This window comes from Enterococcus sp. CR-Ec1 (assembly GCF_002850555.1).
GTDB classification, from domain to species: Bacteria; Bacillota; Bacilli; order Lactobacillales; family Enterococcaceae; genus Enterococcus_D; species Enterococcus_D entomosocium.
Genome location: NZ_CP025223.1, coordinates 455,797 through 481,774, shown reverse-complemented (window position 1 = coordinate 481,774; position 25,978 = coordinate 455,797). Strand labels below are relative to the sequence as shown.

The following is a 25,978-nucleotide window of genomic DNA, read 5'->3' as shown; positions in this document are numbered from 1 at the left end:
CACGTGATGGCACAAAAGCAGAAAGAACAAATGCTCTTTCTGCTTTAAGATTTTAGTGGAAGAAATGACTTTCTTTGGAAATTTCACTTAGTTTCTTCGTAGAGTTGACTAGATAAGGATACGCGTACGTACCGACGATCCCAAAGACTAGGAACAAAATCGTTAAAATGATCAACTGCGGGATAGCATTTGGCCAATAGATCCCACCGGCTGATTCTCTTAACAGATTGACCGCATGAGTAAACGGCAGTAGCGGATTAATGAATTGGAAGAACTTCCCAGAGACTTGGATTGGGTAATTTCCTCCCCCACCTGAAATGGAGAGAACCAAAATAATGATGGCGATCCCTTTCCCGAGGTTTCCGAACAGTCCCGCCAGTACGTAGACGATCATCATAAAGGCGAGTCCGACGAGTAATGCGAAGAAGACACTGTACACAGGGTTGTGGACATCGACGCCTAATAAAAACATATTTCCTAGGGTCACGATCAAACTTTGGGCGACTGCCATCGTCAAGAACGTCAGCATCCGTGCCACAAAGGTTTCACGTTGTGTAAAGCGTTTTTTGTCTTTCTTCTCTAAATGATACTCCGTTGTAGCGACACTTGACAATAATAATGCCCCTACCCACAAACACAATGCGGTATAAAATGGTGTGCTAGCTGAACCATTGTTGGCGATTGGGTAGATTTCATTGCTTTTTAATTCCACTGGTTGTTTGAAGAAGTCGGCTTCATCCGTGGCATCAAGTTTCAATAATTTGATGACTTCCCCGAGATCGACTTCATTTTCTCCTGCTCGGATCGCATCAGCGGCTTTGTGGATGCCTGCTTTGATACTTGGCCAATCGTTATTGATTAAATCGACAGCCGCATCCAAGGCTTTTTCAACTTCTGGCAGTTTTTCATCCACCATCGCCATCGTAGAACTGATTTCTGATTTGATGGTTGGCCAATCGTTTTGCAAGAAGTCTACGGCCAGCCCTAATTTTTCTTCGACAACTGGCAATTCGTTGTTGTACAGGTCGGCTCCTTTGTTGATGGCATTGACGATTTCATCCATATGACCATTCAGCATCGTATTGGCATCGTGCAATTCTTGCTTGATGGCAGGCAATTCTTTTTGGTATTTTTCCAAAATCGTCACGGCATTGCTGACCACTGATTTGGTGGAAGACAGCAACGAGTCAAAATCGATTTCTTGGGCTTTTTTCAAGACATCTTCGGCTGTGGTGATGGTTTCGATTAGTTTGGTTAGGATGTCGTTGATGGTTACAGTGATTGAATCAACATTGATGCTGTTCATGAGATCAGCGATGTTTTGAGCAGCTGCGGTAACTTGATCGAGGTACGCTGTAATTTCATCAACAGACCCATTTTGAACAAGGTTATTCAATTGCAATAAGCGGTCAGATAAAACTCCTAGCGATGTTTTAGCATTGCTTAGTTGCGTAATGATACCTTCTAAATCGGCGTTACTACCGGAATTCTGAATATTGGTTAAAAAGGCAATCAAGGAATCCAAGGCTGCTTGTTGTTGCTGGATGTTCTTTTGAAAGTCAGTGATCGTTGCACTGATTGCTTGACGCTCTTCATCCGTTAGTTCATTGTCAGCTAGTGCTTGACGAATCGTACTTGTCAGCCCAGCAGTAGTTGTTGCCACTTGACTGATCGACTCAATCGTCACCTTCACACTGCTAGAAATACTTGGCAGGGCATCTTGCAACTGTTGCGCCCCATCTTTGGTCGCTGTGGCGAAGCTGGCGGCTTGGTCGCCTAGTTGTTCGATCTGTGGTAACGCGGCTTGAACTTGTTCGATGACTTGCAGTCCTTGTTTGGCGGTATCGATGCCGTCCGTCATGGTGCTGGCAATGTCATCAAAATCATCATCGATCATCTTCAATTGTTTGCCGGCATTTTGGATCTCTGGGATCTTCTCTTGCAAGGTCAAAATGATGCTGGCTTCTTTCTTCAATGTCGGCAGCTTATCATTTAGGCCAATCAGTTTTTCCCCCATGGCATCCACTTGCGGAATATAATCGGTAAATTCTTCGGCTTTTGCGATCTTTTCTTTGATTTCTGGAAACTTATCATGCAAGGTGACGATCTCTTTCGTATAACCGTCGATCGTAGCCAAATTGTCATCGGTATCTAAGATCATGGATTTGACTTTGTTGATGCTGACTAAGTTGGAATCAATGTCATAGCCGATTTCATTGAAGACTTTTATTAACGTAGAGCTGGCGGTTTCAATAAAGTTCTGTGAGATCTCTTCTTGAAGACTACTGGCTCCTTTCTCGGTGATTTTTGGTGCGATGGCGTTGATTTTTTGGTTGCTGTAATACTCAATGGTCGGTTTTTCAATTGTCCCGCTGGTAAAGCTGATCAGATCATCTGAAAAATCAGCTGGCAGATAAATACCGGCGTAATACTTTCCTGATTTGACTCCTTCTACCAAGTCCTCTTTTGAATCCACGAAACGCCAGCCTAACTGTTTGTTATCATGGAGGGTGTCGATGACTTCATCACCGATATCGATATGCTTGCCTTGAAATTCTGCCCCTTTATCCGCACTATACACGGCGATTGGCAATTCACTGGTGTTGCCATATGGATCCCAAAGTGCTTTGATATTGAACCACGCATAAAGCGAGGGTAAGATCATTAAGGCAATGATCAAAAATGCAGAGATTGGATTGCTGAAAATTCGTTTCCAGTCCAGTTTATATAAATAGAAAACATTCTTTAGTTTATTCATTTTTTTCTTCCCCCACTAGTTCTTCGTCGAAGGATAATTTACCATGTTTTCCCCCCGCCGCCAACGGCTACGATCGACCAAGAAAAGTCCTTTTGACAAATGGACGTTTTTGTCAAAATGAAACCCCTTTACTTTTTGTTTTTTTTCGCTTATTGTTAAACTTTCTTTAACTTTACCATGATGGCGAAAAACAAACCACTCATATCCTTTGAACTGTTTTTTTTACCGGTCTTTTCTTCACAAAAAAAGCTTCCTTTTTCTGCAACGAAAAGGAAGCTTTTTTAGGTGTTATTTCAGTTGATCCTTTGCCAATAAATCATACACATATTTCAGTGAGGTGGCTTCGCCATATAACTGAAGTCCGGCCTTCTCTTCTGGGGAGTAGACTTGATCAAAACTTTGATCGGGAATCAACACGACATCGATCTCCGCACGCGTCGCAGCTGTTGCTCCCACAAGAGAATCTTCCATGACTAATGCTTTTTCTGCTGCGACTTGTGCTTTTTCTAAAGTCAGCAAGTAAGGTGCGGGATCAGGTTTATGGGCGGAGACATCATCGCCAAAGGTCTGATAGTCAAAGGCCTGCAACAAATCGAAATGCGCCAACAATTCAGAGGCTCTTTTTTTCATCGTCGAGGTGGCTAGTGCCGTTTGGAAGCCTTTCTCCCTAGCCAATGCGATGGTTTCTTTCGCATAGGGTTTAGTTTTGAAGGTGCCATCAGTTATTTGCTGGGCAATATAGACTTCCCGTTCTGCTCGTAATTCCTGCACCCGCTGCTGACCGCCTACGAGGTCGGCTAATTTACTAGCCGTCTGTTGCCAACTTTGACCACGCCAACCAAAAATATCAGCGGCTGTAATCGGAAGCTGATACTTTTTAAATAGAGCCAACCACCCATCAAAATAGACTTTCTCAGTATCGACTAACAATCCATCAAAATCAAAAATCAAAAGTTCTTTCATAAACGCTCCTTCGTTTTGCTAAGATTTTCCCCTCACTCACTGGGTATCAAGACATTTCCCGACTTTTGTCAGCAGCTGCTTGCACTGCTTTGATGACAGCCGCACGAAAGCCATTTTCCTCTAAGGTTTTGACTGCTTGGATCGTTGTGCCCCCAGGCGAGCTGACACGATCCTTTAAGACACCTGGGTGTTCCTTCGTCTCTAGTACCATCTTCGCTGCGCCTAATACCGCTTGAGCAGCAAATTCATACGCCATCGGCCGCGGCATACCTTCTGCCACTGCTCCATCTGCCAAAGCTTCAATGAATAAATACGTGTAGGCTGGCGAAGAACCACTGACACCAATGACTGCATCGATCATGCTTTCTGGTACTTGCTCGGCTTTCCCAAGGCTTTCAAAAAGTTGTTTGACTTCGTTGGCTTCGGCTTCCGTTACTTGACCGTTGGGGCTGATAGAAGACATCCCTTCGCCGACAAGTGCGGGGGTATTTGGCATGACCCGCACGATTTTGTGCGCACCGATGATTTCTTCCATTTGCGCGATCGTCACACCCGCGGCAATGGATACTAGCAAATGTTCCTCAGTCAATCCTGCTTTTAAATCAGCAAGCAAGCGGGGAAAGACAAAAGGTTTGACTGCTAAGACGAAGATCTCTGCTTTTTCTGTGACATCCGCCAGCTTAGTTGTCCCAGTGATCCCGGTTTCTTTTTCTAATTGTGCCAAAGTCGGCTCGTAGCGATGGTTATAAACCAAGATCTCTGCTGGTTCATACAGCTTTGCTGCAATCAAGCCATTAATGATAGCTTTTGCCATGTTACCTGCTCCTAAAAAGGCGATTTTTCTCATGTATTTCACGCTCCACTTCTGATTTTGGTACCACTTTTTGCTAAAAAAGCCTAATCAATGACTAGGCTTCAAATTCGATCATATACGGATGCAAGGCAGTGTTATAGATCCCTTCTGTATATTCTACCACTTCTCCTTGTAGATCATACGAATAACGGGTTCGTTTCAAGGCAGCGACCTCCGGCGTGATCATAAACTTCTGTTGCTCTTCAGTCAACGTCGTTGCCACAAACGCATCTTGAAAGCGATCGATGATCATTCGATGTTCATCCAATAGGCGATACAATGATTTTTCTTCAAAGACCTCGATGGAGGTTCCCTTTAGTTGCTTTGGCAAATGGTACTCATAGTAAATAAAAGGTTGGTGGTCAAAATAGTACATGCGACGTAAACGCATGACTTCTTTGCCCATCAAAGAATACGCAGGGTGTTCAGGCGCAAGTTCGACTAATTCATAGCTGAGGTTTTTCTTTGTGTATTCCTTGCCGGTCTTTTCAAGCAATTGGCTAAACGTCGTGCCTTTTGACAGCTTGTTGTAGGGGCGATTGCTTAAAACCGTCGTCCCACGTCCGCTGCGTTTTTCCACATACTCATCTGCCGCTAACAATTCGATGGCTTTGCGGACAGTGATCTTGCTGACATTGAAGGTAGCTTCCAATTCTGTTTCCGTCGGTAAAAATGAACCAATCGGGTAGCGACCCGACATGATGTCTTCTTTGAGCTTATCGGCAACATCACGGTAAAGAATGTGTTTGCGTTTCATTGCTATCTCGCCTTTCTCTCATTGGATTGGTCTGGTGTTCTCCTTATTCATCAAAGGTAGGAATGTCTTCTGGTTGCGGCTCGATCAAGACTTTCCGTGGCTTGCTGCCTTCAGAAGGGCCAACGACGCCTTGATCTTCTAATTCATCCACTAACCGAGCCGCTCGGTTATAGCCGATGCGAAAACGTCGCTGCAAGAGAGAAACGCTGGCGGTCTGCATTTCCACCACAAGGGCTTTGGCGTCTTCGAACAGCTCATCTTGCGGTTGTCCGCTGCTGCCGGCACTCGTTTCTTCCTCAGTGACCATCATTTTTTCTTCATAATTGGCTTCTTGCTGATCTGTCACGAATTCAACCACTCGTTCGACTTCTTGGTCGGAAATAAAGGCCCCTTGGACCCGAATCGGTTTGTTCTCACCCATCGGCAGATACAGCATGTCGCCGCGGCCCAGCAGTTTTTCGGCCCCGTTCCCATCAATGATGGTCCGAGAATCGACACCGCTGGAAACAGCAAACGCCATCCGTGATGGAACATTGGCTTTGATGATCCCTGTAATGACATCCACACTTGGTCGTTGCGTTGCTAAGATCATATGGATACCAGCTGCCCGCGCCATTTGTGCCAAACGAATGATGGCATCTTCGACTTCGTTGCTAGCAACCATCATCAAGTCAGCTAACTCATCAACGATCACCACAATGAATGGCAAGATCGGACGATTTTCGCCATCTTCTAAATTCTTATTGATTACTAAATCGTTGTAGCCAGTAATATTTCGGACCCCAGTTGCCGCAAATTTTTCGTAGCGTTCTTCCATTTCCTTGACCACTTTTTGCAACGCTTGCGCCGCTTTGCGAGGATTGGTCACAACGGGTGTCAAGAGATGGGGAATCCCATTGTAAACATTTAATTCAACCATTTTCGGGTCGATCATCATCAGTTTGACTTCATGGGGTTTTGCCCGCATCAAAATACTGGTGATGATGCCGTTGATGGCTACGGACTTCCCACTCCCGGTCGATCCGGCAATCAAGAGATGGGGCATTTTCGTTAAGTCTGCCGTTTGGACACGGCCAGAAATATCGCGTCCTAAAGGTACTTCTAATAGTTTATCTGGATGATCTGGTTGGGCTTCGATCACTTCTCGGAATGAAACCATGCTGACTGCGCTGTTTGGAACTTCGATCCCAATCAATGATTTCCCTGGGATCGGCGCTTCCATCCGGACGTCTTTGGCGGCCAAGGCTAAGGCGATATCATCGGTCAACCCGACGATTTTGCTGACTTTGACCCCTACTGCTGGTTGAACTTCGAATTTGGTTACTGCTGGTCCTAAGCTAGCTTTGACGACTTTTGCGTCAACACCGAAGCTTTGGAAGGTGGTTTCTAACACACCAATATTTTGTTCGATCTTTTTGTACTCGCTGCTTTGATCCGTTGAAGGGATCGAATCGAGTAATTGCGCTGAAGGCAATTCATAATCACGATTTTCAGCTTCTTCCGAAATCTCAAATTCCAATACTTCACCATCGTCATCGAGGATCTCCCCGTCTTCGTTGACCTTTTTGCTTGGTCCCGGTTTGTTTCCTGCTGGATGCGGTGCTTGAGCGGCCTCTGGTGCCGCCGCTTGCGGCAATTCTTGGAAGTGGTCGATGGGTACAAAGCTCAGCTGCTCTGGTTCAAAATCAGCTGGCGCTTGCATCTGCTGTTCTTTTGCTGATTTTTCGTCTTCTGTCATTGGTCGGACTTGATTCTTTTCTTTGATCTCCGCCATGACTGCTGCTCGCTCGGCTTCTTTTTTGGCTTCTTTCGCCGCTTGTTTCTCTGCTGCTCGTTCCGCTTTGCGGGCTTCTCGTTCGGCTTGCTTTTCTGGAGAGCCTTCTAACAACCGCTGCAGCTTGTCACCAGCTACTTGCAGGTGCTCCACTAACTCGTGGCTGCTCATTTGGCTGAACAAGAACGCCCCGATCAGCATGAGTAAAACAGCGATGATGTAGCTGCCGATCTGGGAAACAAGAAAATAGGTCGCCCCATAAAGCATGGCGCCAATCATTCCGCCCCCGACATTTTGGGTCACTTGGCTGCGCCGGATATCGCCTAACAGCGTCATCCACGTCGTTTGGAAGACATTGGCTTGTTCTCCCACCACATTACTAAAGATTTGCGCATGGAGGATGATCAGTAAGCCAAAATACACCAATACACAGCCAATCACTCGCCGAATACTCTTAAACCGAGCATCGGTCGTTTTGATCGCTAACCAGACACCATAAGCAGCTAGGGCAACACTCAAAAATTGGTACGTGTTTCCGCCAACGATCCGAAACCCGTTGGCAATCAAGGTTCCTAAAAAACCTAAATGGAAAAAGCCAAATATCGAAAACAAGACAAAGAGCAGGCCGACGCCGACCAGCATTAATTTCTCTTGCTGTTTTTGTTGTTTTTTTGTTTTGCGTTTCTTTGCGCGTTTTTTTTGCGCCATTTCTATCCCTCTTTTCATCTTTCCCTATTATAACGAAAAAAGAAGGCGAACAAAAGTTTTCCTGTGAGAAATTTTGGTTAGCTGTTGGAATTTAAGCGAAAATTTCTTAAATGATGAAAAAAACACCAGCTGCTAAGCAGCCAGTGCCTCTTGTTGACTTGTTTTTTAGTTTGGTGTGACGTCTTCGCCAAACCACTTTTCAGAGATTTCAGCAAAGGTACCATTGTCTTGCAATTCTTTCAAACCATCATTGATTTTATCTGCCATGGCTTGATCGTCTTTCCGCACACCTACAGCAAAATCTTCTGCTTCAAAAGGACTTTCGATTTCGTTGAAGTCAGCGGTTTTGCCTGTTTGAGTCAAATAATATTCTGCGTAGACGCGGTCGATCAAAAGACCGTCGATCCGACCGTTTTCTAGATCGATAAAGGCTTCATTAAAGCTGGCATACAAGGTTGCGTCATTGCCGTCTACGAGATCCTTCAAAACTTCCGGTTGGTTGTTGAAGGTCTCATAACCAGAAGAACCTTCTTGGGCACCTAAGACTTTGCCCTCCATATCATCAAAGCTAGTAATGCCGCTTGATTTTGCTGTGACTAAGACTTGTTTGTTTTCCATATAAGTATCTGTAAACAATACTTTTTCTTCACGAGCTGCGGTCTTGGTATAACCATTCCAGATCATATCGATGGTGCCATTGCTTAGTTCGGTTTCTTTCATGGACCAATCGATTGGTTGAAATTTGACTTTGGTTCCTGTTAGATCCAAAATCGCTGTGGCTAAATCCACATCAAACCCAACGATGTTGCCTTGGTCGTCTTTAAAGCCCATCGGTACGAAGGTATCGTCTAGCCCGACGATCACTTCTTCTTTGTCAGCGGCACTGGTTGTGGTGTCATTACTGCTGCCGCACGCCCCTAATAAAAATACACTTGCTGCTGCGATTCCCGTCAATAGTAATCTTTTCATTTTTTTCTCCCCCTTATTCTCCTGCTACTTTTAATAATTGATCGCCGATATTTTCGGCAAAAACCAAATCATGGGTCACCACGATCTGGGTCACTCCTTCTTTTTTCAGATCCAAGATCAGCTGTTCGACTTGCTGTCTCAAGCCTGGATCTAAGGCACTGGTAGGCTCGTCATAAGCCAACACTTTGGGATTCATCGCCATCGCTCGTGCAATAGCCACTCGTTGCCGCTGTCCCCCGGACAATTGGAAGGGATATTGGCCTAGTAGGTCACTTAACCCTAGTTTTTCTGCCAACTGTTCGGCTTTTGCTGTATACGCGGCCTTGTCTTGTTTCAGCACCATTTTTGGTGCCAAAGTGATGTTTTCAAAAACCGACAAGTGCGGAAACAATTGGAAGTCTTGAAAGACGACACCGACGACTTGTTCTTGTTCTTTTGTGTCGGTGGGATCAAAGGCTTTGCCATCCAGCAAAAAGCTTCCAGAATCGATCGTTTCTAACCCAGCCAGTGTCCGAAGCAAGGTGGTTTTCCCGCCACCGGAAGGACCGACCACCGCTAAGATACTGCCGTCTTCGATCGTCAGGTCTAGCTGATCGATGACTTTTTTAGCGCCAAATGATTTTGATACTTGTTTTAGTTCTAACATACGTGGTTCCTCCTAACGGTAATAGTCCAGTTTGGTCTCGATTTGTTTTAACAATAACGTGAAGACGCCCGTCATCACCAAGTAGATCAAGCCGACCCCAACTAACGGAAGCAAGGTACTGTCTCGCTCCATGGCGATTTTTCCGATTCGCATCACGTCTGACAAGCCCAAGATGTAGACCAGAGATGTGTCTTTGACAAGATTGATGACTTCATTGCCGACAGATGGCAGGGTGATCTTGACGACTTGTGGGATGATGATTTTTTGGATCGTTTGGATTGGGGACAAACGCAAGACTTTCGCGGCTTCGTATTGTCCGGCTGGAATCGATTGGATCCCTCCACGGAAAATCTCGGCAAAATAAGCAGCGTAATTGATAATAAAGGCGATCAAGGCTGCTTCAAAGCGGTCAAAGACGATCCCTAAGATCGGCAGACCGTAGAATACGAAGATCAGCTGTAGCAATAAAGGCGTTCCTCGCATCAACCAAACGTAGACTTGCACGATCAATTTCAAAATACGCAGGCGACTGGCTAAAACAAAGGCCAACAAGATGCCTAAGGGAATGGACCCGATTAAGGTCAGTGCGAACAATTTAACGGTGATTCCAGTTCCTGAAATCAGTTGGGGCATAACATTGACTAAATACTCAAACATGGTGACTTCCTCCTTGATAGGTTTCAATTTCGCTTGGCAGAAAAACAGCTTAGCGACGGCTTACTCCGATGCTTATGTGGCGCTGCACGTTGGCTGGTGAGGGCAACTGGCAAATTTCATTTTTCTAAAAAAGAAAAACAAAAAAAGCGCACACTGGCATTTGCCAGAGGACGCTAGATACGTGGTTCCACCTCAATTTGCCTTTCCTTCACAGGAAAAGGCCTCGTGCAGTCCTTGTGACCCTTCCACTTTCGGTTTTCGGTGAGCCGCAAAAAAAGAGAAAAAAAACGTCCCCTAGCCATTACAGCTAAAGGACGTTATCAACGCGGTTCCACCTTTGTTTATCAGTGCTTCACAGCAACTGAACTCAGAAAGTCATCAATCAATGACTGCTGCTGTAACGGGCAAACCCGGTCTCTCCTACTTTTCTTTCGGAAAAACGACTCCAAGATGTGTTTCACAACCATGCGTTATCTCTTTGCACCAACCAGAGACTCTCTTCAAACAGCAAGCCTTGCTACTCTTCTTTTCGATGTCTGTTTCATTAAGTTGTGTCTTACTTTACTCGCTCTTAAAGAAAATGTCAAACATTTTTTCTGAAATTTTCGAAACTTTGTCGCATGCACCGATTTCGAGGGGAAGATTCAGGGAAAAGAAGACGCAACTGCTTAACCGAAGTATGCTTCAGCTAAGGCTTGCCCTTGCTTGATTTTTGCCCATTGCTGCTCAGTCGAAAGCTCATTGCCGCAGTCACAAGAGGCAAAGCCACATTGATGAGAAAGATAAAGCCGATCCTTAGGAATGATTTGACTAGCTTTGTCTAATAAGGCAATCACTCGCTCTTCATCGTCTAATGTGGCGGTTTTGCTGGATAATAAGCCTAAGACAACCTCCACTTCTGGACGATCTTTCAGCGCTTCTAAAGCCGAGATATCACCGGCACGGTCATCATCCCACTCTAGGAAAAAGCGGTCATAATGCTGATCACGTAAGAATTTTTCGGCGATCGCTTTATAGGTACCACTGGCTGCCGCGCGGCTTTGGTAATTGCCGCGACAATTGTGGGTCCAGACTTTTAATCCTAATTCGTGGGCGTAATCAGCGACTTCGTTGTTGATCGCCACGAATTCATCGGCTAACGCTTCTAAGCCGTCATTGCCTTGGGTGAAGAAGCTCTTGTCATTGTCTTCGGCGAATAATTCCCATAAACAATCATCGAACTGAACGATCTCACCACCGGCTTCTCGGTATTCCTGCAAGAATTCCTTGTAGGCGTTAAGCAGCCCTTCCCGCAAGGCTTCTTTCGTTGGACACACCTGACCTTCACCAACGAGGTCGTTAAAGACAGTCAGCTCGGTAAAGGCGTGGGCAGCCCCCCACACGGTGATTTTGACTGGCAGGTCGCCAGCTTGGCGTTTGGTTTCTTTAAACAATGTCAAGTAATGATGGTTTTTGCCAGATAATGGTTCTGTGATTCGGATGCCGATGTCTTTACGCGTCTCAAAATGTCCACCGTCCAAATCTTCAAAGGCATACCCATGATCGGAGATATAGCGCTCAACGCCTTTTAATCCCCAGAGAAAATCCAGATGCCACATCGAGCGGCCGTGTTCGCCGTCTGTGATGACTGTGATGCCGTGTTCTTTTTGCGCTGCAATGATGTCAGCGATCGCTTTTGCTTCCGTTTCTTGGTATCCAGGAAACGCATCATAAAACGGGTAGCGGATGTCCTCCCGATGCTCGATTTGATTTTTGTAGTCCAATAAATCTTGTGGTCGTAACAATGACCCCACAAGCTGAAATTTGTCTGTTGCCATATCCATTCCTCCTATACAAAGTTTTCAAAATTGTTAGATTTATTCTAGCAAACATCTTATACTATAGATAATACTTATAAACTTATATATTCCATAGGCAATACCTATAACACAAAAAGGAGGTTGCTTCCCATGCGTATCCAGCAGCTTGAATATTTGGAAAAAATCGTAGAGACCGGCTCTTTCAATGAAGCCGCCAAACAGCTTTTCATCAGTCAGCCATCCCTCTCCCAAGCCATGAAAGAGTTGGAAAAAGAGTATGATCTGCAGCTGTTTTACCGCAGTAAATTAGGGGTGACCTTGACCGATGATGGCCGTTCCTTTCTCAACTATGCTCGAAATGTTTTAGACCAAGTCAATCTCTTGGACGAACGCTTTCGCAAAGACAGCCATCGCAAGCATGTTTTCAGTGTTTCTGCACAGCACTATGCCTTCGTCGTCCACGCCTTCGTAGAGCTGGTCAAACAGTTAGGGGAAGATGAATTTCAATTCACCTTGCGGGAGACCCAAACACAAAATGTATTGGATGATATCCAGACGTTTAAGAGCGAATTGGGGGTCATTTATCTGAATGATTTCAACACGACGGTCCTCACCCGTTTGATCCACGAAAAAGACCTGCAATTCATTCCTTTATTTGAAGCCAAACCCCACGTCTTCATCGGCCGAGAAAATCCACTGACTCAGAAAAAAAGCATCACATTAGCTGATTTGGAACCTTATACCTATTTGTCGTACGAACAAGGGGAAACCAATTCCTTCTACTTTTCTGAAGAGATCTTAAGCACTTTACAACGCAAAAAACACATTCGCATCAGCGATCGTGCCACGATCTTCAATTTGATGGTGGGTCTCAACGGCTATACCATCAGCTCTGGGATCATCAGCAGTGAGCTGAATGATGAAAAAATCGTTGCGATTCCTTTGGAAGTCGATGATGCGATGACACTAGGTTACCTCAAACACAAGAAAATGGAACTGAGTGAGATGGCTTTGGACTATCTCGCCTTGTTGAAACAGCATATCAAAAATTACGGTTTCGACGTCTTTTAAAAAAACGATCCGCAGACAGTCGGTCGGGCTTCCTTGGTAAGGCGTCCCGACCCTGTTGCGGATCGTTTTGTACTGTTTGTTCTTCTTCTGTTCTTAAATTATCTTTCGCTGATGTAGTGGAGAAAAAATCAACGCAATGGTTTCCATTCCCACTCTTCGACTTCGGCGATATCATAGCCGTTTTCTCGAATAAAGTCATGGTGATACGCAACGGTGTCTGCCATTTTTTTGGCAAAGTCCGTTGCTTTTTCTCCATAGACCCATTCGGCGGCGTCTTTGGCTAAGTGGAAGCGATCCAATTCAGAAAGGATCCGCATATCAAACGGTGTCGTGATGCCGCCATTTTCTCGGTACCCATGAATATGAAGCTGTTGGTTGCGACGGCCAAAGAAGATGTCGCGAATCAGTCCTTCATACCCGTGGAAAGCAAGCACGATCGGTTTGTCTTTCGTAAAGTAGGCTTCGAATGCTTCATCGCTCAACCCACGAGGATCGACTTCTGGACGACGCAATTTCAATAGATCGACCACATTGATGAAGCGGACTTTCAACTCTGGGAAGGCTTCAATCAGCAAGGAAACAGCAGCTAATGCTTCCAAATTCGGTTCCGTCCCGGCAGCTGCGATCACGATGTCCGGTTCTTGTCCTTCATCTGTCGATGCCCAGTCGATGACTTTCAAGCCATCTTTGACAAGCACTTTCGCTTCATCCGCCGAATAAAACTGCGGACGTGGGTGTTTCGAAGAGACCACTAGATTGATCTTTTCTTCAGAAGCGAGCGTTTCTGCCATGACAGCCATCAAGCTATTGGCATCGGCTGGCAAGTAGACCCGCACAAAGTCGGCTTTTTTCTCTGCAATATGGGTCATGATCCCTGGATCTTGGTGGGTGTACCCATTATGGTCTTGTTGGAAGACCGTTGATGAAGCGATCAAATTCAATGAGGGGTACGGGTTGCGCCAGTCAAGATCATGGGCTTTTCGTAACCATTTGAAGTGCTGCGTGATCATAGAATCAACGACTCTTAGGAATGACTCGTAGCTGGCAAAGAAGCCATGACGCCCCGTCAGCACATAGCCTTCCAAGAAGCCTTCTGCTTGATGTTCTGATAATTGTGAATCAATCACACGGCCCACTGAAGACAGCCATTCATCATAATCAGGATGTTTTGGCTCCAACCATTGGCGGTCCGTGACTTCGAACACATGGTTCAACCGATTGGATTTGGCTTCATCTGGGCCAAAAATGCGGAAGTTGTCAGGATTTTCTTTGATGATGTCACGGGCAAATTTCCCAAAGACCATCATATCTTGGGCCGTCGTTTCCCCTGGTGTCTCAATCGCAATGGCATGTGCTTGCCAATCTGGCAAGCGTAGCGGTTGCGGATCGATCCCCCCGTTGGTGATTGGGTTGACAGCCATCCGTTGCTCCCCTTTTGGCGCCAATTCTTGAATCTCAGCGTTGATGCGGCCGTTTTCGTCAAAAAGCTCTTCTGGACGATAAGACTGCAGCCAATCCGTCAAAGCATCCACGTGTTCCATATGTTTCGCATTGACAGGGATCGGCACTTGGTGGGCACGGAAGCCCCCTTCAATCGGCTCGCCATCCCAGACTTTCGGTCCAGTCCACCCTTTTGGTGTGCGAACGATTAAAACAGGCCAATGAGGCATAGCGGCTTCTTCCGCAGAACCTTTGCGGGCTTCTGCTTGGATCGCGTGGATCTGTTCGATGGCTTGATCCATCTTCTGTGCCAATTGCGGATGAACGGCTTCTGGATCGTCCCCTTCTACGAAATAAGGGGTCCAACCCATGCCTTCAAAATATTTCGTGAGATCTTGGTCACTTTTACGAGCCAAAATCGTTGGATTGGCAATCTTGGCGCCATTCAAATGCAAGATAGGCAAAATTGCGCCATCATTGACTGGGTTGATAAAGGTATTTGAAAACCAGCTGCCCGCTAATGGTCCGGTTTCGGCTTCACCATCACCGACCACTACTGCTGCAATGACATCGGGATTGTCTAAAATAGCTCCGGTAGCGTGGGCGATGGAATAGCCTAGCTCGCCGCCTTCATGGATCGAACCTGGCGTTTCAGGTGCCGCATGAGAAGCGATCCCACCTGGGAAAGAGAAGGTTTTGAATAGATGTTTCATCCCTACTTCGTCTTGGGTGGCTTTTGGATAGATCTCGCTGTAGCTGCCGTCTAAATAAGCATTCGCAACCATGACTTGTCCGCCATGGCCTGGTCCTTCGATATAAAACATGTTTAAGTCGTACTTATTGATGACGCGATTGAGATGGGTGTAAATAAAATTTTGTCCTGCGATCGTTCCCCAGTGACCAATTGGATTCACTTTTAAATCTTTTTCTTCGATGGGGCGGCGCAATAAGGGATTGTCTTTCAAATAGATCTGACCAACGGAAAGGTAGTTGGCTGCTCGCCACCAAGCGTTCATTTTCTGATAATACTCTGGTGTATCGTAGGTTGTCTTCATTGTGCTCCTCCTTTTAGTCCATTGTTCCACTCTTACATAAAAGTCTATGCCCCCTATATTTAAAAGTCAATTTTGCTGATTGCTGGTGCTTTCAAGGGTTTGCTTGCCCGCACTTTACAGCCAGAAGGCAAGAAAGCTTAAGAAAAACGCAAAGAAACCGCCGGCATCGCCAACGGTTCCTTTTGTGATTGGGTACTTATTTGATCGTTACGTATTCTAATCCTACAAGTTTCGCCCATGTTTCGATCTGATCAGAATTTAGGACAAGTGAGACAACGGTGTGATGGCCACCGCCTGTTTCGATCCACTGTTTGACGCCATCGTGGAAGTTTGGTTTTGGCGTCCACATTACTCGCGCAACCGGTAGTTTTGGTGCTTCTTCAGTTGGCTCAAAGGCATCGACTTCATTGATCAATAATTTGTAGTGAGTGCCAAAGTCGGCCATCGAAACCACGACACCTTCGCCGCCTTGGCCGTCAAACACGAGCCGGGCTGGGTCTTCACGATCCCCCATCGACAATGGCGAAACCACGATTTTTGGTTTGCTGGCTGCTAATACCGGATCGACTTCCATCATGTGGGATTGCAAGATGGCTTCTTTTCCTGGTGTCAGCTCATAGGTGTAGTCTTCCATAAAGCCAGTCGCTTTATTGTGAGCCATGATTTTCATCAAGCGGTCAATAGCGGCTGTTTTCCAGTCCCCTTCACCGGCAAACCCATAGCCTTCTGCCATCAAGCGTTGTACAGCTAAACCAGGCAACTGCTGCATACCATACAAGTCTTCAAAGTTCGTGGTAAATGCCGTATAGCCGCCTGCTTCAAGGAAGCGGCGCAGACCGATTTCTTGTTTGGCTTGTGCTTTGACATGACGTGCCCACTCTTCTTTGTCGTAATCGCCATAATCGAAATCATACAGCTGGCTGTATTCTTCAAAGAGTGCATCGATTTCTTCGTCAGTCACCGCATCGACAACTTGTACCAAATCGCCGATCCCAAAATAATCAACGGTCCAACCAAATTGGATCTGTGCTTCGACTTTGTCGCCTTCCGTCACCCCAACGTTACGCATGTTGTCGCCAAAACGAGCGACTTTAATTTGGAAGCTTTCATTGTAGCCGACTGCCACGTCCATCCAAGCAGCAATTTCTTTTTGGATGGCTTCATTTTTCCAATAACCGACAACGATTTTATTTTGCTTTTTCAAACGGGCATTGATAAATCCGTATTCTCGGTCACCATGAGCCGCTTGGTTCAAGTTCATAAAGTCCATATCGATGGTTTCCCATGGAATTTGTTCATTGTATTGAGTGGCAAGGTGCAGCAATGGTTTTTGTAATAATTTCGTGCCGCGAATCCACATTTTTGCTGGTGAGAAGGTGTGCATCCAGGTGATCACCCCAGCGACTTCATCCCGATAGTTGACTTCTTTCATGATTTTCGTAATCGTATCGGCAGTAACAGCGAGTTCTTGTAAAACAACTGGATAAGGCAGCTTTGAGCTGTCATTTAAGCTTTTGACCATTTCTTCTGCATGGTCCCGTACTTCTTGTAATGCTTCTTCTCCATATAAGTGCTGTGATCCTACGACGAACCAAAATTCTTTTTTCCCGATTTCTAACATTCTACTTGCTCCTTTTTCGTTATTTTTGCCCGTAATAGGCATTTTCTCCATGTTTGCGTAAATAATGTTTGTCTAAGACCCGCTGCGGCAATTCGGGTGCGTAACTGTTGAGCTGGCGCGTGATAAAATTCATCTTAGCGACTTCTTCTAAGACCACTGCGTTCATCACCGCCGCATCCGCCGTTTTGCCCCAGGTAAACGGTCCATGACCGTGAAGCAAGACACCAGGAATTTCTTCTGGCGTGATGTCGCGTTCCTTAAAGGTTTCGACGATCACCTGTCCTGTTTGTGCTTCATAGCCTTCATCGATCTCGGCTTGCGTCAAAAAGCGGGCACAGGGGACTGCTCCATAAAACGTATCGGCATGGGTCGTGCCCATCGCTGGCAGATCGAGTCCTGCCTGAGCCCAGCTCGTCGCCCAAGTAGAATGGGTATGGACGATCCCACCAATTTCTGGAAATGCTTTGTATAAAACGGCATGCGTCGGCATATCGGAGGAAGGATTTTTTGCTCCTTCCACTACGTTGCACTCAAAATCACAAACCACCATATCACTGGCTTGCATGGTTTCATAGTCAACACCGCTAGGTTTGATGACAAACAACTGCTGTTGGCGATCCACTGCTGACACATTGCCCCAGGTGTATTTGATCAATCCTTGCTTCGGCAATGCCAAATTGGCTTGAAAGACTTCTTCTTTTAATCCTTCTAACACAAAATTCCCTTCTTTCTTTTTAAATCAACGCATCGATTGCCGCTTGCTCGATCGGCAACCCTGCTTGGTAACGTTGGGTAAAGACGGTAAATCCCTGAATGTCCGCTTCCGTTGGGGCTAACGTCACGCCGTGATCATTTTTAAACACTTGATCTGCTAAAAATGCGGCCAAGGATTGTTCTGGCGTGTGGCGGCGAAGGTATGCTGCTAAAAGGGCGATCCCCCAGGCGCCGCCTTCACCAGCCGTTTCCAGGACCGTAACTGGCGCTTCCATGACAGCTGCCAAGACACGCTGGGCAACTTCTGGCGTCTTGAAGATCCCACCGTGACCAACGATTCGATCAATGGCGACGTCTTCGGCTTCCAGAATCTTCATCCCGATCTTCATCGCACCAAAGGCACTAAACAGATGTAAGCGCATGAAATTTGCTAAAGTAAAAGAACTCTCTGGCGATCGGACGAAAAGCGGCCGTCCTTCAGGGATCTTAGTGATATTTTCACCAGAATAATAGCCATAAGAAAGCATCCCGCCACATTCTGAATCCCCTTTCAATGCTTCGTTGAATAAGGTCGCAAACAATTCTTCCGTGGAAAGTTTCATTCCAGCTGCGTCGGCAAATTCGCGGAAAAGTTTGACCCAGGCATTGATCTCCGAGGTACAGTTATTCGTATGGACCATCCCCACCAAATCACCAGAAGGCGTCGTGACCAAATCGATCTCTGGATACACTTGCGTTAAGGGTTCTTCTAAGACGATCATGGCAAAAGCCGACGTCCCGGCTGAAACATTCCCGCTTCGCTGTGCCACACTATTCGTGGCAACCATGCCAGTGCCCGCATCGCCTTCTGGCGGACATAACGGGATGCCGGCTTGCAAGGTACCGGTTGGGTCGAGTTTTTTTGCGCCTTCTGCCGTCAATGTGCCGGCTGGTTCGCCTGCTGTCAACACTTGTGGCAAAAGGTCTTTGATCTGCCAAGGATACCCCTGACTGCTGATTTGTGCATCAAATTGCTGCAGCATATTCGCATCATAGTTTTTTGTCGTACTGTCGATTGGGAACATCCCAGATGCATCGCCGATTCCGATAACTTTTTCCCCTGTCAGCTGCCAATGCACATAGCCGGCTAAGGTAGTGAAAAAAGCGACCTCTGGTACGTGAGCTTCTTGATTCAAAATCGCTTGATACAAGTGCGCGATACTCCAACGCTGCGGGATGTTGTATTGGAACAATGCCGTCAAAGCTTTTTCTGCTTCTTCCGTGATCGCATTTCGCCATGTCCGAAAAGGGACCAACAGCGTGCCTTGCTGATCAAAGGCCATATAGCCGTGCATCATTGCAGAAAAACCGATACTGCCGATCGTCGTCAAAGGTACCTCGAATTGCTGCTGGATATTGTGCGCCAACTCTTGGTAGCTGGCTTGCAGTCCTTGCCAAATCGCTTCTAGCGAGTAGGTCCAAATCCCTTGCTCCAATTGATTTTCCCATTCAAAGCTGCCGGAAGCGATCGTCTGAAACTGTTCATCGATCAAGACGGCTTTGATCCGTGTCGAGCCTAGCTCGATCCCAAGAGACGTGCGCCCGTCAATAATTGCTTGCCTTACTTGTTGCGTCATCTTCTTACTCTCCTTTTTGGTTATTGACTGAACCGCGAACGATCAGCTCTGGTTCAAAATAAAAGTGTTGTGCTTCTGTTGCCTTCCCTGTAGTGATCCATTGTGCTGCCAATTCCCCCATCGCTTCTTTCGGGTGAGTCAGTGTGGTGATCGTCGGTGTGGACAAGGTGCTAAGGGGCGAGTCATCGTTTCCTACGATCGAAAAATCAGTAGGAACGTTCTTCCCAGCAGCCGTCAATGCTTGAATCAAACGATGCGCGATCTCATCGTTGTAACAAACGATGCCTGTGACTTGATTATCGGCAGCCGTCAAGCGCTGGATCGCTTGTTCAATAACGGCTTCTTTCGTCTCCGTCGTATACGTCAAGACGTCTTCTGCTGCAAACGTCCGCTTGGCTTGGGTCAACGCTTTGACAAACCCTTTCATCCGATATTTCCCTTGTAAGTCATCGATTTTCGTGATCATCATCAACTGCTGATGCTGTTGTTCTAATAGATAATTGGTTGCTAAAAAAACAGAACGTGTATCGTTGACACAAATATGCGGCAAGTCTAGTTCTTCGTAATAGGCATTGATCATGACGAGAGGAATCCCAGCTTCTTGGAGGGCGACATAATAGGCAAGATTCGGGTTGTACTGGCTGCTCTTCGTTGGTTCAACGATCAACCCGTCTACCCCTTGATCCATCATTTGCTGCAAGCACGCTCTTTCTTGCTCATGGTCATTGTTGGTTGAGCCTAAAAGCAGTGAGTAGCCTTGCTCCCGCAATGTCTGCTCCACGCCACGCATGATCGATGGGAAAATATAATCAGACAAATAGGTCATGATGATCCCAATCGTTTTGCGGTTTTTATGATTGACAGTCTCAGGTTTTGAAACGTAGGTACCTGAGCCCCGTTCTTTTCTTAAATAACCTTCATTGACCAAAACAGCGATCGCTTGGCGCACCGTGTGGCGGCTATAATGAAATTCTTCCTGTAAGGTTGCTTCTGAAGGGATCGCATCGCCTTCTTGATAGGTGCCTAAGCGGATTTTTTCTCTTAAGATATCCGCTAGTTGTTCGTACTTATTCGCCATTTTCATCCCATCTTTCAAAAGTTGTCCGTACATCTAAGATACCAAGAAACCGCTTCCTTGTCAATTGCTGCTATACTAATTTTTCTGAAAAAGTAATAGAGAAAAAATTCCAAACGATCATTCACCTAAATTTTACTCATAATAAAAATAAATAAGATTATATTTGTTGTATAATTGAATAAATAGTTAGTTATTTCTATGAAGGAGGCAAACACTTTGACGAGAAATATGAATGAAAATCGTGAGGCGCCAATCATTCTTTATTCAAAAAAATATCGAGAGAATCGCAAACACGAGGCTAGTTGTCGCTGGTTTATTACCAGTAAAGGTGTTTTGATAAACCATACCCATCCAAAAATCCCGGATGAAAAGATTCCCATGGCAAAAATTGCCGATGTGGAATTACATATAGGCAAAGGTCTCTTAGTGGACTACCTCCGACTGCAGGTACCAGGTAATTCTCATCTGCTTTATTTCACCAATCGAATCGATGCCCAAAAAGCCTATGAATTTTTAACGGATCATTTGGCAGCACTTGGCGGACAATCAGCCAAAAGTTACGTGGATGAAGAGGCTGGTAAAATCAAATTACTGTCTTATCATTATCGTGATGCTTGGATCATCGCAGAAGATACCCTCACGATCATCGACTACAAAAAGAAAGAAAAGCAGGTTTTGCAGATTCCCCAGATCACCAGTGTCAGTCTGAAAGAAGTTGCCGAATCTGGTCTTTGGAAAGGCAATGGCTTCTTGGAACTGTATATTGGCGGCGGGGCAATCAGAGAAACCCATTCTCGCAGAAGGACGGAACCAAACCACTCCCTTTGCTTTGCCGAAAAAGACCTGCTGATTGCTCGGATCATACAGCGCTATCTCACTAACTTCCCCCGTAAGCATGCGATACTGCCCCCGCGACCAACTGTAACCCCGACGGAACAGGTCATTGCTGATCTTCGCGAACTGAAAATGTTGGTCGATGAAGGAATTTTGACTGAAGAAGAATTTGCCTTAAAGAAAAAACAACTGTTAGGATTATAGAAGCCATCGCTTCGGGAAAAAAGCAGTCCTCCTGCCATGCAAAGGCAGAGATTTCGGTGAAGGGCTGTGCTTTTTTCTGGGAAAATTTTGAACGGTTTTTTTAGAACATGCTATACTAAATGAAGAATACGTAGAGTATCTCAAAGGAGGTCTTTCTCATTTTTTCTTTTAATGACATCAAAGCGCGTTTCCCCCAGGCAACGCTGCATGACAAAGTATCCACAACGAAGGACATCGAATCCATCGCTTTCGGCAAAAAATATATTTGGCTGCCAACTGACCAATTAAGTGACAGTGAAAAACTGCTGATCCAACTGGGAAACGGCTCTTTGCAACCAGAAATCGATAACCGAAACCATCCATGGTATCCGATTTTATTTGAACATCAGCCCGTTCAAGACCAAACGTGGGTCCGAATGCTGCAAGTTCATTTCACCCGAACCATTGACTCCTTGCAATCCGAATGGCTCGCAGAGATCCAGCAAATGCTCCCTAGCGTGGTGGATCTTTTTTTCCTCACCGAAGACCATGCGGTGATCGTAGAAAAACAAGACGACACTAATTTACCCATCGAAGATCTCGACGGCTTATTCGTGGCTTTGGATATGGATTTCGACTGCTATTCCCAGCTGTTCGTTGGCCCCTTCCATCACCCACGCCACGACTTCACTACCTTATGGACGAGTGAATCTACCCTGTTTAAAAATGAGTTAAAAACGAAAACTACCAGTAAAAGTATGGATCTGCCCAAAGTGGTCTTCGCTCTTTTTCGCAATGGCTTTTCCGAGTATATTTCCTTGTTTCGTACCTTGTATCTAGATTGGTTTGAAGAAGAGACCGAAACGATCATTCAATCACTGTGGCGCAATCAAGGCAATGCGAGTTCCACTGCCAAAGAACTGTTTATGCATCGGAATTCTCTCCTATATAAGATCGATAAGTTTCAAACACTGACACGTTTAAATTTAAAAAATATGGATGATCTGCTGCTTTGCTATTTACTAATCGATCAGTTCACCCATCAGAGCAATTAAACAACCTGCACAAGAAAACGTTTTTTTCTTGTGCAGGTTTCCGTTGCGCATTCGAAGCGTTTTCATTTATGCTATTCATGTAAACTAAATGGAAAGAGGTAATCCCAATGGTAGAAATGGCCTTAAAAAATATCCACAAAAAATATGACAATAATGATGCGTATTCGGTAACTGATTTTAATTTAGATATCGCGGATCGCGAATTTATCGTTTTCGTTGGACCTTCTGGTTGCGGAAAATCAACAACCCTTCGAATGATCGCTGGTTTAGAAGATATTTCTGAAGGCGAATTGAGCATCGGTGGAAAAGTAATGAACGATGTAGCACCAAAAGACCGCGACATCGCGATGGTTTTCCAGAACTACGCATTGTATCCCCATATGACTGTTTTCAACAACATGGCATTTGGTTTGAAATTGCGTAAATACGACAAAGAAGAAATCAAAAAACGCGTAGAAAATGCCGCTGAGATCTTAGGTTTGACAGAATACTTAGATCGTAAACCTGCTGCCCTTTCAGGTGGTCAGCGTCAACGGGTTGCCTTAGGCCGTGCCATCGTTCGTGATGCCAAAGTCTTCTTGATGGATGAGCCGTTGTCAAACTTAGATGCGAAATTGCGGGTTGCCATGCGTGCGGAAATCGCAAAATTACACCAACGTTTAGAAACAACGACGATCTATGTAACCCATGACCAAACAGAAGCGATGACCATGGCTGACCGGATCGTTATCATGAAAGATGGTTTCATTCAACAAATCGGTTCACCAAAAGAAGTCTACAACACACCGAAAAACATTTTCGTTGCCGGCTTTATCGGTTCACCAGCAATGAACTTCTTCAATGTTACGTTGAATAACGGTATGATCTCTGATGGTCAAAGTTTGAATTTACGTATTCCTGAAGGCAAGAATAAGATTCTTGTTGAAAAAGGCTACGAAGGCAAACAATTAGTCTTTGGTATTCGTCCAGAAGATATCCACAGTGAACAAATCGCATTGGAAGCTTCTCCTGAAGCAACTGTACGTGCTGAAGTGGTCGTATCTGAACTATTAGGTGCAGAAACAATGCTTTATACACGTGTAGGTGCGACTGAATTTATCTCGAAAGTTGATGCCCGCGACTTCCACCGTCCAGGTGAAACAGTTGATTTAGCTTTCAACATCAACAAAGCGCATTTCTTCGACAAAGATTCAGAAAATGTCATCACACTTCCTTAATTTGTAGTTACCATGCACTGTTCTCGGATTTGCCCCCTAGGCAGTCGCATTTAACTAATATCCACTTTTATTCCTTATTTGTATCCCTCAAAAACAGACAGTCAGCCGACTGTCTGTTTTTGGGTTACTTTATTCTTCCTGAGGCACATAGCGCGCGGCCATGGTTTGAATGATCGGTGTTTGCCGAACTTGAGTAAAAACTATTTTGACAGCAGACACGCCGACCGCTTCAAAGCTGATGATTTTTTGATAGCCGATCGTCACTATTTCGGTCAGTAACTGTGGTCCTGCTACAGTTTGCAGAAAAATTTTTGCTTTTTCTACCCGTTGCCCATATTGAATCGCTTCCTTCAATACAAGTGAATTGATGACGACCGGTTCTGCAAAATGTAGGGTCAGCCATGGCCGTTTGTCTTCCAAGTCCGGTTTCCAATACTGGCCAAACGCTTGAGATAGTTGGAGCTTATCCATTCTGCTGGACACACTGGTTGAAGAGCTCGCAAACGTGCCGTTCCTTTCAGTCGTCACCTCTTTCAATTGTTTAATCGAGTGACCTAATTGCTGCAATGCCTTTTGATCCGTTGGATGGATCATACCATCCGGCATCGGCGGCACATTAAGTAGAAATGAACTATTGCCCCCAACGATCTGCTTGTAAAAGGACCAGAGCTCAGCGCCGCTTTTTACTTGTTGGTCTTCTGATGGATGATAAAACCAGCCGGGGCGAATCGATAAGTTGACCTCAGCAGGGTACCAAGCCAATTCGGCAGCGTCTTTAATGCCGTACTTTTTCAGCGCTTGTCGGCTTCCTAAATCCATTTCCATACTGGAAATCGATTGCCGAAACGCTATGCTATCGGCTTTTTGCGAATGACTCGCTGTTTTTTCAGCATCCTTTAATGCTGCTGGCACCACACTCCATTCTTGAAGTCTGGTTTGCCCCGCTTCGTTTCCTACCCAACGGACATCCGGTCCGCAAACCGCAATCACTGCATTGGGTTGCAGCTCTCGAATCACTTGATAATACCGTTCCCAATCATAGTTTTGGCGTTTTCCATTGGGTCCTTCACCATTGGCCCCATCTAACCATATTTCGAATATATCACCATAATTGGTTAAAAGTTCTGTCAACTGCGCCGTATAAAAATCATCATAGGCTTGCCCCATTCCATAACAAGCTTCATGCTGATCCCAAGGCGATAAATAAATGCCGAATTTCAGGTCTGCTTGACGGCAAGCATCAGAAAGTTCTTTCACTAAATCACCTTGACCATTGCGCCAGGGCGTTGAAGCGACTGTGAAAGCAGTGTGCTGGCTTGGCCATAAGCAAAAGCCGTCATGGTGTTTGCAGGTCAAAATGATTCCCTGCATACCGCTTTGCTTCATTGTAGAAACCCATTGATGACAGTCTAGCTTTTGCGGGTCAAATACCGTTGGCGACTCATTGCCGAGCCCCCATTCACGATTGGTCATCGTATTGAGACCAAAGTGGATAAAGCCATAAAATTCCAGCTGCTGCCACTGTAGTTGTCGTTTACTGGGGCGAATCTGAGTAAGTTCTGTTGGTTCGATAAACAGTTCCTCCTTTCTATTAGTTGTTTGCCGCTTTAAGGAAACAGATACAAGGTCGATTCTTGACTGTTTCATCATTGGAAAAGATCCGCCGCCTTTACTGTACTTTCGCCACCTGTCCACTCACTGGCAAACAAAGCTCAAGAACTGACCGAAGCAGCATTCAATCGACGGGTCTTCCCTATCAGGTGATCAAACTACTTTACGATAAAAAGAGTAGTGCTTGCTTGGGGGATTCGCAAGGCACTACTCTAAACAACATATTCAAACGCTAAAAGACACATCTTTTTACGCGAGCCTAGTGATCGTTTTGTAAGAGGGTCAGGCTGTCTGTAAGGACAGCTTCGCCATCTAACAGCTCGTAATCTGTTTCTTTGATTAATTTATATGGCACCGCTTTGACCATGAGAAAGTCTTTTAATCGATTGACTTCGTACTTCGACTGCGGACCGATCAACAAAGCATCGACTGTTTGCTGCTGCAGGATCTGTTCAGCAATGATGGCTGGTGCCGAATAGATATGCACAGCTAGCCCTTTTTCATCTGCGGCCCGCTGCATGTTTTTCACTAAGAGACCCGTAGTGATGCCGGCGGTACAAATCAATAAAATCGTCTTTTGTGCTTGGTCCTCCATAAAC

The 25,978-nt window shown here is 45.5% G+C and carries 20 protein-coding genes and 1 other annotated feature; of the genes, 4 read left to right on the top strand and 16 right to left on the bottom strand.

Annotated elements, in window-relative coordinates; translation table 11 throughout:
* Positions 1–52 precede the first annotated feature (52 nt).
* The 9 genes from CXM95_RS02335 to CXM95_RS02290 all read right to left on the bottom strand — a co-directional run bounded on the left by CXM95_RS02335 (position 53) and on the right by CXM95_RS02290 (position 11,908).
* On the bottom strand, positions 53–2,758 hold the full coding sequence (locus tag CXM95_RS02335; RefSeq protein WP_101698803.1) for a YhgE/Pip domain-containing protein: 2,706 nt from the start codon (positions 2,756–2,758) through the stop codon (positions 53–55).
* A gap of 288 nt (positions 2,759–3,046) precedes the next feature.
* Positions 3,047–3,721 (bottom strand): HAD family hydrolase, encoded by a 675-nt coding sequence (locus CXM95_RS02325; protein WP_005232216.1) that lies wholly within the window; start codon positions 3,719–3,721, stop codon positions 3,047–3,049.
* Between the two features lie 46 nt (positions 3,722–3,767).
* Positions 3,768–4,568 (bottom strand): pyrroline-5-carboxylate reductase, encoded by an 801-nt coding sequence (gene proC / locus CXM95_RS02320; RefSeq protein WP_008376116.1) that lies wholly within the window; start codon positions 4,566–4,568, stop codon positions 3,768–3,770.
* Between the two features lie 61 nt (positions 4,569–4,629).
* Positions 4,630–5,331, bottom strand: a complete 702-nt coding sequence (locus CXM95_RS02315; protein ID WP_005232219.1) for a GntR family transcriptional regulator — start codon at positions 5,329–5,331, stop codon at positions 4,630–4,632.
* 43 nt (positions 5,332–5,374) lie between these two features.
* Positions 5,375–7,813 carry an FtsK/SpoIIIE family DNA translocase gene (locus CXM95_RS02310; RefSeq protein ID WP_086299045.1) on the bottom strand — a complete coding sequence of 813 codons (2,439 nt, stop codon included), beginning with the start codon at positions 7,811–7,813 and terminating at the stop codon, positions 5,375–5,377.
* Between the two features lie 165 nt (positions 7,814–7,978).
* Positions 7,979–8,782, bottom strand: a complete 804-nt coding sequence (locus CXM95_RS02305; RefSeq protein WP_086299044.1) for an amino acid ABC transporter substrate-binding protein — start codon at positions 8,780–8,782, stop codon at positions 7,979–7,981.
* A gap of 13 nt (positions 8,783–8,795) precedes the next feature.
* Positions 8,796–9,428, bottom strand: a complete 633-nt coding sequence (locus tag CXM95_RS02300) for an amino acid ABC transporter ATP-binding protein (protein ID WP_086299043.1) — start codon at positions 9,426–9,428, stop codon at positions 8,796–8,798.
* A 12-nt stretch (positions 9,429–9,440) separates the two neighbouring features.
* Positions 9,441–10,085, bottom strand: a complete 645-nt coding sequence (locus tag CXM95_RS02295) for an amino acid ABC transporter permease (RefSeq protein WP_010748717.1) — start codon at positions 10,083–10,085, stop codon at positions 9,441–9,443.
* 307 nt (positions 10,086–10,392) lie between these two features.
* Positions 10,393–10,627: a binding site (T-box leader), on the bottom strand.
* 126 nt (positions 10,628–10,753) lie between these two features.
* Positions 10,754–11,908 carry a cobalamin-independent methionine synthase II family protein gene (locus CXM95_RS02290; protein WP_176285385.1) on the bottom strand — a complete coding sequence of 385 codons (1,155 nt, stop codon included), beginning with the start codon at positions 11,906–11,908 and terminating at the stop codon, positions 10,754–10,756.
* Between the two features lie 126 nt (positions 11,909–12,034).
* Here CXM95_RS02290 and CXM95_RS02285 point away from each other — a divergent pair, with 126 nt between their 5' ends.
* A complete protein-coding gene (locus CXM95_RS02285) occupies positions 12,035–12,955 on the top strand; it encodes a LysR family transcriptional regulator (protein WP_005227268.1) in 921 nt (306 codons plus the stop codon).
* Positions 12,956–13,083: 128 nt separating this feature from the next.
* Here CXM95_RS02285 and CXM95_RS02280 read toward each other — a convergent pair whose 3' ends face one another.
* The 5 genes from CXM95_RS02280 to CXM95_RS02260 form a co-directional block, all read right to left on the bottom strand.
* Entirely contained in the window at positions 13,084–15,450 is a 2,367-nt protein-coding gene (locus tag CXM95_RS02280) for a phosphoketolase family protein (RefSeq protein WP_101698802.1), read from the bottom strand.
* A gap of 196 nt (positions 15,451–15,646) precedes the next feature.
* On the bottom strand, positions 15,647–17,071 hold the full coding sequence (araA, locus tag CXM95_RS02275; protein WP_034878099.1) for an L-arabinose isomerase: 1,425 nt from the start codon (positions 17,069–17,071) through the stop codon (positions 15,647–15,649).
* Positions 17,072–17,090: 19 nt separating this feature from the next.
* Complete coding sequence (locus CXM95_RS02270; protein ID WP_086299040.1) at positions 17,091–17,786, bottom strand: L-ribulose-5-phosphate 4-epimerase; 696 nt, start codon at positions 17,784–17,786, stop codon at positions 17,091–17,093.
* Between the two features lie 19 nt (positions 17,787–17,805).
* Positions 17,806–19,401 carry a xylulokinase gene (locus CXM95_RS02265; protein ID WP_086299039.1) on the bottom strand — a complete coding sequence of 532 codons (1,596 nt, stop codon included), beginning with the start codon at positions 19,399–19,401 and terminating at the stop codon, positions 17,806–17,808.
* Positions 19,402–19,405: 4 nt separating this feature from the next.
* The gene (locus CXM95_RS02260; RefSeq protein WP_101698801.1) at positions 19,406–20,512 is read right to left on the bottom strand and encodes a GntR family transcriptional regulator; all 1,107 of its coding nucleotides are present in this window, start codon (positions 20,510–20,512) and stop codon (positions 19,406–19,408) included.
* Between the two features lie 165 nt (positions 20,513–20,677).
* Between CXM95_RS02260 and CXM95_RS02255 the strand changes: the two genes are divergently transcribed.
* The 3 genes from CXM95_RS02255 to CXM95_RS02245 all read left to right on the top strand — a co-directional run bounded on the left by CXM95_RS02255 (position 20,678) and on the right by CXM95_RS02245 (position 23,768).
* Positions 20,678–21,517: an SHOCT domain-containing protein gene (locus CXM95_RS02255; RefSeq protein ID WP_061053689.1), complete on the top strand. Its 840-nt coding sequence runs from the start codon at positions 20,678–20,680 to the stop codon at positions 21,515–21,517.
* A gap of 329 nt (positions 21,518–21,846) precedes the next feature.
* On the top strand, positions 21,847–22,551 hold the full coding sequence (locus CXM95_RS02250) for a helix-turn-helix domain-containing protein (RefSeq protein WP_223272959.1): 705 nt from the start codon (positions 21,847–21,849) through the stop codon (positions 22,549–22,551).
* A 107-nt stretch (positions 22,552–22,658) separates the two neighbouring features.
* The gene (locus CXM95_RS02245; RefSeq protein ID WP_008376142.1) at positions 22,659–23,768 is read left to right on the top strand and encodes an ABC transporter ATP-binding protein; all 1,110 of its coding nucleotides are present in this window, start codon (positions 22,659–22,661) and stop codon (positions 23,766–23,768) included.
* A gap of 129 nt (positions 23,769–23,897) precedes the next feature.
* Here the strand turns inward: CXM95_RS02245 and CXM95_RS02240 are convergent, their stop codons facing one another.
* The gene (locus tag CXM95_RS02240; RefSeq protein ID WP_101698800.1) at positions 23,898–25,418 is read right to left on the bottom strand and encodes an alpha-L-fucosidase; all 1,521 of its coding nucleotides are present in this window, start codon (positions 25,416–25,418) and stop codon (positions 23,898–23,900) included.
* Between the two features lie 220 nt (positions 25,419–25,638).
* Positions 25,639–25,974, bottom strand: a complete 336-nt coding sequence (locus CXM95_RS02235) for a PTS sugar transporter subunit IIB (RefSeq protein WP_005232241.1) — start codon at positions 25,972–25,974, stop codon at positions 25,639–25,641.
* Between the last annotated feature and the right edge of the window lie 4 nt (positions 25,975–25,978).